At 43.7% G+C, this 14,514-nt stretch carries 12 protein-coding genes and 1 pseudogene; 6 read left to right on the top strand and 7 right to left on the bottom strand.

Translation table 11 applies throughout. The annotated features are described in order from the left end of the window. Positions 1–74: 74 nt before the first annotated feature. Positions 75–945: pseudogene (locus tag ACAM37_RS09260) on the bottom strand (sulfite exporter TauE/SafE family protein). Positions 946–1,215: 270 nt separating this feature from the next. Continuing rightward, positions 1,216–2,154, bottom strand: coding sequence for a glycine--tRNA ligase subunit alpha (gene glyQ, locus ACAM37_RS09265; RefSeq protein WP_062334805.1), 939 nt, complete (start codon positions 2,152–2,154; stop codon positions 1,216–1,218). 571 nt (positions 2,155–2,725) lie between these two features. On the opposite strand from glyQ, the gene aciT reads away from it, so the two are divergent. The 5 genes from aciT to hemJ all read left to right on the top strand — a co-directional run bounded on the left by aciT (position 2,726) and on the right by hemJ (position 7,877). Beyond that, complete coding sequence (gene aciT / locus ACAM37_RS09270) at positions 2,726–3,172, top strand: AciT family ciprofloxacin tolerance protein (protein WP_369626064.1); 447 nt, start codon at positions 2,726–2,728, stop codon at positions 3,170–3,172. Positions 3,173–3,510: 338 nt separating this feature from the next. After that, positions 3,511–4,935: a hypothetical protein gene (locus ACAM37_RS09275; RefSeq protein WP_369626065.1), complete on the top strand. Its 1,425-nt coding sequence runs from the start codon at positions 3,511–3,513 to the stop codon at positions 4,933–4,935. Between the two features lie 163 nt (positions 4,936–5,098). Beyond that, positions 5,099–6,118, top strand: coding sequence for a biotin synthase BioB (bioB, locus tag ACAM37_RS09280; RefSeq protein ID WP_369626857.1), 1,020 nt, complete (start codon positions 5,099–5,101; stop codon positions 6,116–6,118). A 72-nt stretch (positions 6,119–6,190) separates the two neighbouring features. Beyond that, on the top strand, positions 6,191–7,342 hold the full coding sequence (locus tag ACAM37_RS09285; protein WP_369626066.1) for an aminotransferase class I/II-fold pyridoxal phosphate-dependent enzyme: 1,152 nt from the start codon (positions 6,191–6,193) through the stop codon (positions 7,340–7,342). A gap of 91 nt (positions 7,343–7,433) precedes the next feature. Next, positions 7,434–7,877 carry a protoporphyrinogen oxidase HemJ gene (gene hemJ / locus ACAM37_RS09290; RefSeq protein WP_369626067.1) on the top strand — a complete coding sequence of 148 codons (444 nt, stop codon included), beginning with the start codon at positions 7,434–7,436 and terminating at the stop codon, positions 7,875–7,877. A gap of 44 nt (positions 7,878–7,921) precedes the next feature. Here the strand turns inward: hemJ and ACAM37_RS09295 are convergent, their stop codons facing one another. From ACAM37_RS09295 to ppnP, 5 genes are all read right to left on the bottom strand, one after another. Next, on the bottom strand, positions 7,922–8,632 hold the full coding sequence (locus ACAM37_RS09295) for an exonuclease domain-containing protein (protein ID WP_369626068.1): 711 nt from the start codon (positions 8,630–8,632) through the stop codon (positions 7,922–7,924). A 189-nt stretch (positions 8,633–8,821) separates the two neighbouring features. Beyond that, entirely contained in the window at positions 8,822–10,219 is a 1,398-nt protein-coding gene (locus ACAM37_RS09300) for a TrkH family potassium uptake protein (protein ID WP_369626069.1), read from the bottom strand. 33 nt (positions 10,220–10,252) lie between these two features. Continuing rightward, positions 10,253–10,912: a potassium channel family protein gene (locus ACAM37_RS09305; RefSeq protein ID WP_369626070.1), complete on the bottom strand. Its 660-nt coding sequence runs from the start codon at positions 10,910–10,912 to the stop codon at positions 10,253–10,255. Positions 10,913–10,987: 75 nt separating this feature from the next. Beyond that, the gene (rlmB, locus tag ACAM37_RS09310) at positions 10,988–11,764 is read right to left on the bottom strand and encodes a 23S rRNA (guanosine(2251)-2'-O)-methyltransferase RlmB (protein ID WP_369626071.1); all 777 of its coding nucleotides are present in this window, start codon (positions 11,762–11,764) and stop codon (positions 10,988–10,990) included. Between the two features lie 40 nt (positions 11,765–11,804). Continuing rightward, on the bottom strand, positions 11,805–12,143 hold the full coding sequence (gene ppnP / locus ACAM37_RS09315; protein WP_007115041.1) for a pyrimidine/purine nucleoside phosphorylase: 339 nt from the start codon (positions 12,141–12,143) through the stop codon (positions 11,805–11,807). 587 nt (positions 12,144–12,730) lie between these two features. Between ppnP and recN the strand changes: the two genes are divergently transcribed. Next, positions 12,731–14,437, top strand: coding sequence for a DNA repair protein RecN (recN, locus tag ACAM37_RS09320; RefSeq protein WP_369626072.1), 1,707 nt, complete (start codon positions 12,731–12,733; stop codon positions 14,435–14,437). The last annotated feature ends 77 nt before the right edge of the window (positions 14,438–14,514 follow it).

A 14,514-nucleotide genomic window follows, 5' to 3' on the forward strand; every position in this document is an offset into this window, starting at 1 on the left:
GAAATTTAAGCCATAAAAATGCCCCATCAGCGGGGCAAATCAAGAAAACCGTCAGCGCAAAACGAAAATTAAACTTATCGGCTGGCGCTTGCCGAAGTTGTTACAGCGGTTGTGGTGACTGGCGTATTAGCCGCCGCTTTTGGTTTGGCTTTGGCAGGATTGACAACAAAATTAATGCCTAACAACAACAGCGTCACCCCTAAAATCGGGCGCAATTTTTTCTCAGGTAGTTTACTGCTCAATAATGTGCCTACAATAATGGCAGGAATCGCGCCAATGAGCAAAAAGGTCAACATGTGAAAATCCACACTGCCTGACAGCAAATGTCCGAGGCCTGCGACCAAAGTTAATAGCACCGCATGTACCACATCCGAGCCGATGATACGAATGAGGGGCAATTGGGGAAAAATGAGCACCAGCGCCATGACGCCAAATGCCCCTGCCCCAACCGACGATAAGGTCACTACTACCCCGAGCAATATGCCCATCAGCACCAATTTATATTTGGGGGATTTGGGAGGTGAGACTGTCAGTTTGGTCATTTTTGCGGTATTTGTCAAAAAACGCTTCGATACGGTTGCGAAAAATCAGCGAAATCCCGGTAATGGTCAACATCACGCCCAATATCAAGGTCATGATGAGTTTAATGGCGTTGATATTACCCAAATAAGTAGCGACGAGATAATTGGTGACAATGGAGGCTGGAATACTACCAATGGCTAGCCATAGCACGATTGGCCAAACGACATTCGATTTTTTAAAATGTACCACCCCACCAAAAAACTTGGAAATAGCGGCGTATAGCAAATCGGTGCCGACAGCAATATGCGGCTCTACTTTTAGCAGTAAAATCAAAATCGGCGTCATCAGTGACCCACCGCCCACGCCGGTCACACCCACGCAGAATCCGACAAAAATACCCGCTAAAATAAAATAAAGTTCCACTCACCGCCCCTTGTTACCTGGCTTACTTGCTGCGGCTATTGTAGTAGAATAGCGCGTCGTTGCCCTGTGGCGATTTTTGATATAAATATGCGAGATTAGAATATTCTGATAATTTGATATTTTTTATTAGCGTTGATAAAAAAATAATCAATAAAATAAGGTAAGAAAAAAGGCAATAGAAACTATCTATTGCCTTTTTTAGTTTGACCGTTCAAAGAAAATTTTTTCATCGATGTGATGAAACTATTGTGATGTATCCGCTTCTTTCATCTATTGTTTTGAAATAGCTTCTTTTGGTAGATATTTTTCTAACGCATCTGCTTTATGTGCATCATCCGCCAATGGGAAGCCCAATTTGGCGCGCGTTTCTACATAGCTTTGTGCGACCTTACGTGCCAAGGTGCGCACACGCAAAATAAAGCGCTGACGCTCAGTGACTGAAATCGCCCCACGCGCATCCAACAAGTTAAAGGTATGTGACGCTTTGAGCACCATTTCATACGCAGGCAGCGGCAGATTAAGACCGACCAACTTATCGGCTTGGCTTTCATAAAAATCAAATAATTCAAACATTTTTGCCACATCGGCATGTTCAAAGTTGTAGGTCGATTGCTCTACTTCGTTTTGGTGGAATACATCACCATAAGTGACACGACCAAATTCGCCATCCGTCCATACCAAGTCATACACACTGTCCACGCCTTGGATATACATGGCAAGGCGCTCAAGACCGTACGTGATTTCTCCTGTCACAGGAAAACATTCAATACCACCGACTTGCTGAAAGTAAGTAAACTGGGTAACTTCCATGCCATTGAGCCAAACTTCCCAACCAAGCCCCCATGCACCAAGCGTTGGTGATTCCCAGTTGTCTTCTACAAAACGGACATCATGCGTTAAGGTATCAATGCCAATCGCTTTGAGTGACCCCAAGTACAATTCTTGAATATCAGGTGGATTGGGCTTGAGTACCACTTGGAACTGATAATAATGTTGTAACCGGTTTGGGTTGTCGCCATAGCGACCATCCGTTGGACGGCGTGATGGCTGCACATAAGCGGCATGCCAACGCTCTGGACCTAATGCTCGTAAGAAAGTGGCGGTATGAAACGTGCCTGCACCCATTTCCATATCGTAAGGCTGTAACACCACACAGCCTTTTTCTGCCCAATAATTTTGCAAAGTTAAAATCAATTGTTGAAACGTCATCATACGAGAATTACCACTATATAGTCGGTGATTAGGCAAACCGTGTTTATCAAAATAGTTGTCCAGTTAATTTTGATAAAGCGTCAGTTTTTTTAATTAGTCACATTAAAAATTTAAATTTTTTTGCGTCGCAAATAGCACTTACAATAGGCGGTACAATTGCCGAACGATATTTTTACTTAAAACGCCCAAAATAGCAAACTTATCCAATTTTTCAGCTACAGGTATAGCAATGGTTATTGAGCAAATTAATTGGCTGGCAAAACTACAAAGCATTAAAACAATATACATTTCGCGACAAATCAGCTACCGCATTTTAGCACTTTTTTACTAGATTTACGAAAATTCCTGTTACTCTTGAGCAAGTGATTTCGACGATTGATTGTTACCTTTTTTTATATGGTTTTAGCCTTTTTAATCGCTTGTTTTAAGATAAATTAGCCAAATTTGATACGTCATCCATTGTCGTTTTAGTTGGGTTTTGACTTTTAATTTTCATCTTTTACCGCCATAATACCCTATACAAGCTTTTACTTAATTTATTTTAAGTATTTGTTTTTAATAACTTTTCATGAGGTCAACCATGCTTATTTCGGCAAGTCTATTATTAGCTGCTACGTCGTTAACTTCTAACTGGTTGTTTTTAATCGTTCTAGTGACTGTCGGTATGCTAGCGATTGCGTTTACCCCTTACCGTTTTGTGTTGGGCTATTTTATGTTAGGTATGGTGTACTGGATTTCAGTGGAAGGGCTGCATTGGGCAGTGGTCACGCTGTCATCGTTGACTGGTACGGATGCGTATGTGGCAGCAATTGGCTTATCGATGATTCCGATTGTGATAGCGTTAAATGGAAAACCTAAGTTTAACAAAGCCGCAAGTCAAGCTACTACCAACCAAACCATATTAAAAAGCAGTGTCCAAATGAGCGCCGGTCATCGTCCTGTGGTGTTAGAAAAAGATACCGATTTTCATCAAAACTTTGTTCGTCATGCCTCTGTGTTTGACTCAAAAAACTAATAACAACCTCGCCACCTTATCGCTATAGCAAGTTATTTAACCCATCATGTTGATGGGTTTTTTATGCGCTTTAGCTTGATAAAAGGTAAAAGGCTCGCTGTCTAACGTCGCTCAAATACACAAATCAAACGCTTTGATTACAAAAAATGATACTGGTATGTTAAACATTACTGTAACTTGGCATCGATGCCCTTATAATATATTTTATAACAAAGCTATTAAATCGTTTGTAGTAGCGAATTATAATCTCTTTGAAATGAGTGACTTAAGTATCGTCATTTATTTCAAGACCTTGCGTATTGCAATATCTATAAAATCTATAATTTTGGAGGACACGTATGTTATCTCAATTAACCCAAATCAAATCAGATCCCCTTGACGTATTATTGTTTGCCGTTGGCTTGCGTCTAACCCAACTTGCCAAAATGGGCGATGACAAATTTAAAGGCTTATTAGAAAACCGTAATTTTACCATTCAACTCGGCAGCGACGCGGAACAAACGTCACGCTATTATGAGATTAATAACGGTACTTTTAGCCAACATGCAGGTCCAGCCAAAGAGCCAACATTGACGATTACCTTTAAAGACTCAATGACGGGTGTGAAATTGCTCACTAAAGGTGAGGCGACGGCATTTATGACGGGCATCCAAAATGGTGACTTAAAAATGTCCGGTGATTATTCACTGCTGATGTGGTTTAACCAAATCGCAAAATTTATTGTGCCAAAAGTACCTGAGCCACTTAAACCTGTGGTTGAACAAGCAAAACCCTTGATTGAAAAAGCCACACCTTTTGCTAAAGAACTTTGCAGCAAAGCCCTAGCAATGATTGGGGGCGCGAGCGCGGGTAAAGCATCTGGTAGCAGCAAATACTTTAATGAAGCCAACACCAAAGATGTCAATGCTGACAGTGATTCTGAAGCTACGAGCAAATTAGACACCCTTAAGGCGAAAGCGGCTGAAATTAAAGATGATGCGGTGGAAAAATTTGATGAGCTAAAAACCGAAGCCAAAGAAAAAATCGATGCACTCAAAGAAGATGCGAGCGGAAAATTAGCGGATATTAAAGACACCGCTAACGAAAAACTTGGCGAAACCAAAGAAAAGTTGGATGAGGTTAAAGCGCAAGCGGCTGATAAAATTGATGACGCTAAAGAAACTGCCACTGAAAAGCTTGATGAAGCAAAAGCAGCCAAAGATGATAAACTTGCGGATGCTAAAACCAAGCTTGAAGACGTCAAAGACCAAGCAGCTGAAAAATTAGCCGATGTTAAAAGCTTGGCGGGTGAAAAACTAGATGATGCTAAATCAAAGGTTGAGGAATTAAAAACCCAAGCCGATGACAAACTAGATGCGCTAAACGATGAAGCCAAAGAAAAAGTCAGCGAGGCAAAAGATAAAGTCGAACAAGCTAAGCAAAAGCTGACCGATGAAACGACGAGTGATTCTGATGCATCCGATAATAAAGCCATCGAAGAGAAGTATGAAGCGGCTAAAGATACTATTAACGCTAAAAATAGTACCGCTAAAGCTGAAGATATTACGGAAGATGATGATACCATCCGTCCTGACAACGTGTTTGCCAAATCAGCCGATAATGAGAACTTAACGCCTGCGCTGCGTAAATCGGCTGAAATTGAGGCAAAGCATGCGTCTGATGAGGTCATTGCCGACAATGTCAAAACTAGCGCAGTCACTGATGATAAATCACCTATCACCAATATTTCCATTACCCGTGGTGATAGCTCACAAGATAAATAAGCCATTGTTATTAAATAATAAAAAACAATCACTTTAGGTGGTTGTTTTTTTTTGGTATGATGAGACACCTTTAATCATTTTAAGCTTTATTTTAATTAGGATTATAGCTGTCATGGCAGACTTATTAGCAATTCAACAATCACAACAACCGATTGGCACCACAATGACCACCCAAAGCCGCCCAACTCGCGAGCAAATCCAAGCTTGGTTTGAACTACCTTTGATGGATTTACTGTTGCTCGCGCAAAACAAACTTCGCGAACACTTTCCACCCAATGCGGTACAAGTCAGTACCCTGCTATCAATAAAAACAGGCAATTGTCCTGAAGATTGCGGCTATTGCTCACAGTCAGGGCACCATAGCACCGACTTACAACCTGAAAAGAAAATCGAAGTACAAAAAGCGATTATCGAGGCCAAAAAAGCCAAAGCCGCTGGCTCTAGCCGTTTTTGTATGGGTGCAGCATGGAAGCACCCAAACGATAAAGATATGCCCTATGTGGTTGAGCTGATTAAAGAAGTCAAAGCATTGGGGTTAGAAACTTGTATGACGCTTGGCATGTTATCGGGTAACCAAGCGCAACTACTTGCCGAAGCGGGATTGGATTACTATAACCACAACCTTGATACCTCACGCGAGTACTACAACCATATCGTCTCCACCCGTAGTTATGATGACCGTCTAACTACCCTTGACCATGTGCGTCAAGCAGGCATTAATATTTGCTCAGGTGGTATCATCGGTATGGGTGAAAGTCGTGATGACCGCATCAACCTGCTGACAGAACTGGCTAATCTGCCAAAACCCCCTGAATCAGTCCCAATCAATATGCTGGTACCCATTGAAGGCACGCCGATTGCAGATCAGCTGCAAGGCACGCGCTTGCCTGTGCTTGAGTGGATTCGTACCATTGCTGTCACGCGCCTTGCTTGCCCAACCAGCTATGTGCGTATTGCCGCAGGTCGTGAAGGCTTAACCGATGCCGAGCAAGCCATGTTGTTTATGGCAGGTGCCAATTCTTTCTTTTATGGGAATCGTTTATTGACCACCGATAATGCTACCACCAACCATGATGATCAGTTGATTGCCGATTTAGGGTTGACGGTTGAAAAAGCCGAGCCTAGACAAATCCCGGTGACCAACGCGATGAATGGTCGCATCGGGAGTTTGGCTGTCGTTTAATAGCCCAACAAACCGCCGAAGTGGCGGTTTTTTCTTAGATGCTTTAACGATGCTTTAACAGAGTTCAACAGTATGTTAGCCAATTTTTCCCTTCAATCAGCCCTTGATGAACAGCGCCAAAAAGACCTGTATCGTCAACTGACACCCATTCGTCATGGCGTGACGCCCACCATTGACATAGATGGCAAAACTTACGTCAACTTTGCCAGCAACGATTATTTGGGACTTGCCACCGACCCACAACTCATACAAGCATTTAGCCACGCTGCAAAAACCATCCAGCAAGTGGGTAGTGGCGCGGCGCACTTGATTACGGGGCATACGCTTTGGCATGAACAATTGGATACCACCCTTGCCCAAGTGACAGGCTATGAACGGGCATTAACTTTTAGTACAGGGTATATGGCAAATGTCGGTGTGATTCAAGCGTTGTGTGGTAAAGACAGCGTGATTTTCAGTGATAAGCTCAATCATGCCTCCATTGTCGATGGGGCAATCCTTAGCCGTGCCAAAGTCATTCGTTTTGGACATCGCAATTATAGCCAATTAGAACAGCTGCTTTCGCAAAGTAGCGCTAAGCAAAAACTGATTGTCACCGATCATATTTTTAGTATGGATGGTACCCTTGCGGATTTGGCTGCGCTGCATGCATTAGCGGTTCGCTATGAATGCGCCTTGATGGTCGATGATGCCCACGGTTTTGGTTTGCCCTATCAGGCTTATAAAAAAGCCCAACCGCAAGCGGATATCTATATCGGTACCTTTGGTAAAGCGATAGGTACCAGTGGCGCATTTGTCGCAGGTTCGAGTGAGTTGATTGACTATGTGGTCAATTTTGCCCGTTCATTTATTTATACCACGGCGATGCCCCCTGTGCTTGCCAGCGTGACTGAAACTAGCATAGCTATGTCGCAAACCGATACTTTGCGCAGCGATCAATTACTTGCCAATATCAAACAGCTCAGTCAAGGGCTATTACAGCAAAATTGGCAAGTAGGTATTGATAATCAAATACCGACCACCGCCATTATTCCTGTGGTCATTGGCAATAATGATAGAACCCTGCAGCTTGCCAACGCGTTAAAATCTCGCGGTTTTTGGGTCTCGGCAATCCGTCCACCTACGGTGCCGGTAGGCACAGCACGGCTACGCTTTTGCGTGAGTGCTCGTCATAGTGAACAACAAATCTCGGATTTACTTGCTGTCATGCAAACTTTAAAATAACGGCTATTTGCAGACTTTTTTAGGGCAAGTTTATTTAGAGTAAGCTAATTTAGGGCAAGCTTGTTTAGTTGCATCATCATCGGGGTAAGCAATGACAGAATATTTTTTATGGTTTAAAGCCTGGCATGTGATTTCATTGGTGTGTTGGTTTGCCGCGATTTTTTATCTACCACGCTTGTTTGTGTATCATGCCATGAGTACCGATAAAATCAGTCAAGATCGATTTGCGTTGATGGAGCGTAAACTGTATCGCGGCATCATGACACCTGCGATGATTGCCACTTGGATTTTTGGCTTGTGTATGCTGCTACCTAATTGGGACAGTTATAAAACCCAAGTTTGGCTACATATCAAGCTAGCCTACGTCATTGCGTTGACGGTATATCATGTAGCTTGTGGTCGATTTCGCTTAAAACTGATTGACAACCCTAACTATAAAACCCATGTTTTTTGGCGGTGGTTTAATGAGGTGCCTGTGTTTATTTTAGTCGCTGTGGTGATTTTGGTGATTGTTAAACCGCAATTTGGCACGTAATCATTTTGGCACTTCATAGGTTCATTCATGGCGCAAGGGCTCAATCATAGAAGGTTGCCATGATTGCCTGCGCTATGTTCAGTGAGTGCAAGGTGCAAATACGGGTCAAGGTCAGCTTGTTTGAGCAGCCAATCGACATAATCAGGCGGCAAGTCTTTAATAGCAACCCCTTTATGTTTACCAAAGCGCATTACCGTGGGTTTTCGGGCATGTTCACTGGCTTGATACAGCTGTACCATATCGGTGATGCGATGCTGATAGCAGATAGCTTTTAATACCAAAAAGGTAAACCAAATATCGTATTTGGCACCATGCGCGAATTTGATATTTTTTTTGGCAACCTGCGGCTCAAAAAAACACAGTAGCGCACCTAAACTGTGGCTATCTAACTGCGGGAAAAAATGCCGCGCCAGTGCCAAAGTGCAAATACGCTTGATGTTTGATAAATCACAGTTAGCATTGGTGAGCACTTCAGCATCAAAGTCGATATTGTGCCCAATCAGATACTCGCAGTCTTTTGGTAACCCAAAATCAGTATGCGGCGGCTTGTCTGCCACATCGTCGTCAAAAATCCCTGTGATGGCTTGGCTGCCCAAAGTAATTTTTTTGTGTGGGTTAAAGCGCTGCTCAAAGGCGTTGTGGGTCTGTAATATCAACTCGTCTGCTGGACTAAACACCACGCCAATGTAGGCAATTTCGGTCGCATGTGGCTCAACCAATCCATGCGCTTCTGTATCTAAAATATAACTACTCATAACCTTAAAACTTACTAAACCGCTCAATTCACCAGTTGTAAACAACCATCATACACGATTTGGCGATCGCTTCCTTAGGTTTTCAGTATCTTGGGTTTTCAGTATCATGTGTGCCCCAACCGCTGTCTAAAGGTTTTGCTTGGTATTTGCCACTTCGCCAATCCTGTTAAATTAGCCAGCTTAATAAACTCAACCAACAAGGGTATGGGTCTCAGGATAACGAATACGGGTCGGTTTAGGGGTTGCGATAAAATATGCCAAGGTCAATGGTCCAAGACGCCCCATATACATCATAAACATAATCACCCATTGCCCAGGTTCACTCAATGTCGGGGTGAAATTTCGCGATAAACCGACGGTTGCCGATGCCGATATCACTTCAAATAAAATATCAACCAAATGCCCTTCTGGCTCAAATATGGTTAGAATAAACGCCGCTAAAGCAATCATCAAAATCGAGGTGCTCATCACCGCAAACGACTTTTTTACCAAGTGATCAGAGATAGCACGATGAAAAATCGTCACTTGCGGGTGCTGACGCAAATATGCCCTAGTCGATGCTAGGATAACCACAAAGGTGCCGATTTTGATACCGCCACCTGTGGACATTGAGCCTGCGCCAATAAACATCAATATAAAGGTCAATAACGTACTGGCATCTGTCACTTGGCTATAATCAACATTATTAAAACCTGCGGTACGTGACGCCACCGCCATAAACCAAGATGCAAACCACTGCCCAGCTTCGCTCAATCCGCCAATCGTTTTGACGTTATGACGCTCAAGTAACCAATACAGTATACAACCAATGATATTGAGTGCTAGTGTGCCCAAAACCATGACTTTGGTGTGCAGGGTAAATTTTTGCCAGCGCTTGTGTTTGATGATATCTAAAATCACCAAAAACCCGATACCGCCCGTGATAATAAGCAGACTTATGATAAAACTAATCATCGGCTGGTGCACATAGGCAGTCATATTGTTGCCATTTAGCGCAAAACCTGCATTGTTAAACGCTGAGATACACAGAAAAAATGCTTCATACATCGCATCTTTTAGCCCTTTTAGCGGTGCTAAAAATAGCGTTAATCCTAAAAAACCCAAGCTCTCGGTGATAAAGGCAATTTTGATTACCGCTTTGGCTGTACTACCAATTTGGTTGCTATGGGTACCCAACGCTTCCTGCGCCGTGATTGAGCCGGATAATCCCATTTTACCTTGCAAACTGGTCAATACCAAAATCGCAAAGGTCATAAAACCTAGCCCGCCAAATTGAATCAGCGCGGCAATCACCAGTTGTCCAAACGTGGTATAGTTAGCGGTATCTACGACATTTAGTCCCGTGACCGTCACCGCAGACGTTGCGGTAAAGGCTGCCGCTAGGATACTAATCGGTTGAATCGTTGCGATTGGCAATGACAGCAAAACCGTCCCCATCACAATTAACGCTAAAAACCCCAAGGACAAAATCGCAGGCGAGGACAACTGCAGTCCCTGTTTGGTAGGCGGCTCTAGGTCGTGAGCACTGGGTTTTGATTTATCAACAATCTTTGCTTTGTCGCCTTTTTTGACTTCACGAAACGGCATATCTACAATTACCTTTTTTACGTGAGTGGTGGGCTAAATAGCCGTTTGGCGAATGACTTTGGCAAGGCGACGCAGCGCTTGGGTATCACCACCCACCACCAATTTATCCCCACCTTGAAAGAAAAAGCCATCGGGTAATTGGTTAAAGATTTGCTGGTTGCGTTTTAGCATGATAAAAGTAATATCAGGATGGTTGTGCTGTACATCCGACCACGGGTGCCCTCGCCACTGCTCAGGCGGGTCTAGACGAACCAAAAACTGCTCGTCACCCAATGCCATGTATTGTTTGACCATCGGATAGTTCATTTTTTGGGCAATACGAATCCCCATGTCTTGTTCGGGATGAACTATATTATTCACCCCTAAGCTTTGTAGGATTTGGTGATGGGAGTCGGTTTTGGCTTTCACCCATAGGTTTTGTACGTTCAGGCTTAGTAGGTTGAGTGTACATAGCAAGCTGGCTTCAAGGTTATCACCAATGCTCACGAGTACGCCGTCGAAACTTGCAAGGTCAAGCTCTTCTATGGTGTCTTTGTCGGTGGCGTCAGCAATTACGGCACGGGTGACATGTTCACTGATGTCATCGACCAGTTTTTCATCAATATCAATCGCTAGGACTTGGTTGCCCAATTTTTCAAGCTCTCTAGCACAGGTAATACCAAAAACACCCAATCCGATAATGGCAAATTGCATGTTGATTTTTCCTTTCTTAGCCCATTTCTTGAGAAAATTTTTTTAAATAATGACTACAGATAACATATTTTCTCATTATTTTTTAGCGCGCTGGCGACTGGCTTCATACAGCACCATGCCAGTGGCGACACTGACATTTAAACTTTGGATTTGCCCATGTTCATTGCCGGGCATCGGGATATAAACAAGCTGGTCGCAGGTATCTGCGGTCAAACGGCGAATACCGTCACCTTCTGAGCCCATCACAATCGCCACATCACCTGTCAAATCACAGTCTTGCACGGGCTTTGCCGTGTCATCAAGTGCCGTACCAAACACAAACACCCCTTGTTTTTTGATGTCAGTGAGCGTACGCGCAAGATTAGTGACTTGGATAAAAGGAATTAATTCCACCGCACCGACGGCAACTTTTGCCACGGCTGGGGTGATGCTTGAGCTATGATTTTTGGGAATAATGACGGCTGAGACGCCCATTGCCACGGCGGTACGCAAACACGCGCCAAGGTTGTTCGGGTCGGTGATTTGATCAAGCACCAGTAGTAATAGCGGTTTTCGCTCGGTTTGGTGTTTGTCAACGAGGTATTTGAGATCTGCCTCATCTTGGAGTTCAGCAGGGCGGGCTTGTAATACCACGCCTTGATGCTGCGGACTTTCTGCAAGTTTGGTGAGTTTGTCTTTGGCGCTGATTTGTATCGCAATCCCGTAGGTTTGGGCAAGCTCGGTGATGTTGGCTACCGTGGCATCATCTTGTTTTTTACCGTCTTGAATAAAGAGTGTCAACCCATCGATACCGCGGTGTTGCAAGATGGATTGCACGGCATGAATGCCATAAAAATAACTCGGTTTTGCCATGATTGATGACCCTTTTTTCGATTTTATATTTGCCTTGCCGCTAGCCTTCTAGGTGGCAAATGTACTGCACGACTGCTTCATTACGTAGCTCATAACTGCTATGCCCTTCGACCAAGAATGCTTGACCGGCACGGTAATAAGTAAATTCTTCCTCGCCTGCCAGTTTGACTTCGCACTCGCCTGCCAAAATTTCGATACGTTCAGATGAGTCGGTTTTAAATTCATAGGCTGGCACATCGGCATCACAAGGTAGCACGATTCCTAGCATTTTTTTGCGTCCATCTTCAAACCAAACGGTCCGACTAAAAGTACGACCTTCATAGTAAACATTCGCTATTTTTTCTACCGATACATGGTCGAAACGATTAGGTGACGTCATGAGATTCTCCTTAAAATACACAGTCAGTTGACTTGATAACGCTGCCTTGTTATAAAAAATTATAAAGAATTATAAAGATTGGCAAGTCGTTTTGCGGCAACCCGCTTTTTTTAGTCGACAAATGGGTTTTATAATCAAACGCAGTCCGTGACTTGTCGCAATCAGCCAATGGTATTGCCGATAGATTATTAACGGTTGATAAAAAATTATGTTCCGTTATCCTTATGCAGACGTTGTTTAGAGCAATAGGATAGCATCAAATTTAGTCAACTTTTATGACAATCTATTATAACAATCTATGTTTTATAACAATCGATGAAACCGCCCTCAACTTACCTAGGCGAAGATTGCTAGACACAGATACCCATCAAAGATAGCCAGCTGACGGAAATTTGGATTTTTGCGTTGCTTATTTTGTAATTGTCCCAATTATGCTATTGTTTAGTGTGAAACAGCTAAATGGAATTTTTACTGATTTTTGAAGACTTGTCTAGGATTATTGTGAGCTTTTCATGACAAGGTTACAATAAAGTTTTTGCAAATTTGACCGCCAATGTGCCACTCTTAACGTCAATGATAGGATTGATATGCTGACACAGTTAACCTTACAAAATTTAGCCCTCGTCACCAATGCTGAAATTGAGATGAATGCTGGATTTAACATTATCACTGGCGAGACAGGTGCTGGTAAATCACTATTGCTTGACGCCTTGACCTTGTGCATGGGTGGTCGTAGTGACGCAGGTTTGATTCGGCATGGACAGACCACGGCAGACGCTTTTGCAGAATTTAATATCGGTCAATTACCCGAAGTCATGGCATGGCTGGGTGAGCAAAATTACCCATTTGAAGACGATACGCTGCTGATTCGCCGGCAACTTGCTAACCAAAACGGTGCGCTTCGTAGTAAAGCTTGGCTCAATGGCATGCCCATTAGTATGAATGAGCTTAAAACCTTGGGTGGGTTACTGGTCAATATTCACAGCCAACATGCCCAGCAAAGTTTGCTGCGTCCGCAGTTTGTGATGGAATGGCTTGATAGCGCCACGGGATTAAACAGCCAAGCAAGCGACGTGAAACAAGCGTTTTTGCAGTACGAACGCCTTAAATCACAAGCCGCGCAGCACGCCAAAGACGAGCAATTGCGCCAGCAGCAAATTCAGCTATTGAGCAACCAATTAGCCGATATTGAGCCAATTGCCACTGTCTTATATAGTGAACTTGAAGCTGAATACGATGAATTATCTAACCTTGAAAACCTCATGCAGCAAGCCGCCTTATCGGTGCAATTACTGGATAATGACAGCGATGAGCCCGATGTGATGAGCCTGCTTAATCGGGCGATTAAACTGTGTGAAGCGCAGACCGAGCTTAGTCAAACCTATGCTGATTGTGTTGAACAGTTGTACTCAGCACATACCCAAATCGCTGAAGTGGCTAGCACTTTGAGCAATTATGCCGAAGGACAAAGCCTTGACCCCAAGCGGTTAGCGTTACTTGATGAGCAGTTATCGACGTTCCACCGACTCGCGCGTAAATATCACACCACCCCTGAAAGCCTTGTTGAAGACAGCCAAGCCTGGCAACAGCAATTAGATGATTTGCAATCGGTGATGTCGCCTGAAGCAATGGCAGAGCAAATTGAACAAGCTTATCAAGCCTACTTGCAAAAAGCCCAAGCGTTGGATGACAGTCGCCAAGCCAATGCCACGACATTAGCTGAAGCCCTAGTTGCACGGTTAAAAGCATTGGCATTGCCCAATGTGCAAGCGGCATTTGAATTTACCCCACTTGATAAACCACAAAGTATCGGGTTATCGCAAATCGATTTGCTATTTAGTGCCAATGTCGGCATGCCGATGCAACCGATTCACAAAATCGCCTCAGGCGGTGAATTATCACGGCTAGCCCTTATCATGCAAGTCATTGATGCGCAAGGGGTTTGCCGTAATACGATGACCGATATGGCAACCACCACCCGTCAGTTATTGGTATTTGATGAAGTAGATGTAGGTATCAGTGGTGGCACGGCGCAAGTGGTAGGCGAATTACTGCGTGAGCTGGGTGAAGAACAACAAATCATTGCGATCACTCACCAATCGCAAGTCGCGGCACAAGCCCATCAGCATATTTTGGTGTACAAAACCCAGCAAGAGAAAGCCCAGTCTCACTTAAAAATCCTGTCGGGCGATGACCAAGTGCAGGAATTAGCGCGCATGTCGGGCGGGGTCAATATCACCGAAGACACGCTCAAACACGCGCGCAGTTTGCTAGCAAGTCGCCGTGTCAGTTAATTTAACATTGCTTGTCGCTTTTAATGTTTATCGCTTTTAATGTTTATTGTTTTTAATGTTTGCCGCTTTTAAGTCGC

Source organism: Moraxella sp. K23 (genome assembly GCF_041154765.1).
GTDB lineage: Bacteria > Pseudomonadota > Gammaproteobacteria > Pseudomonadales > Moraxellaceae > Faucicola > Faucicola tetraodonis.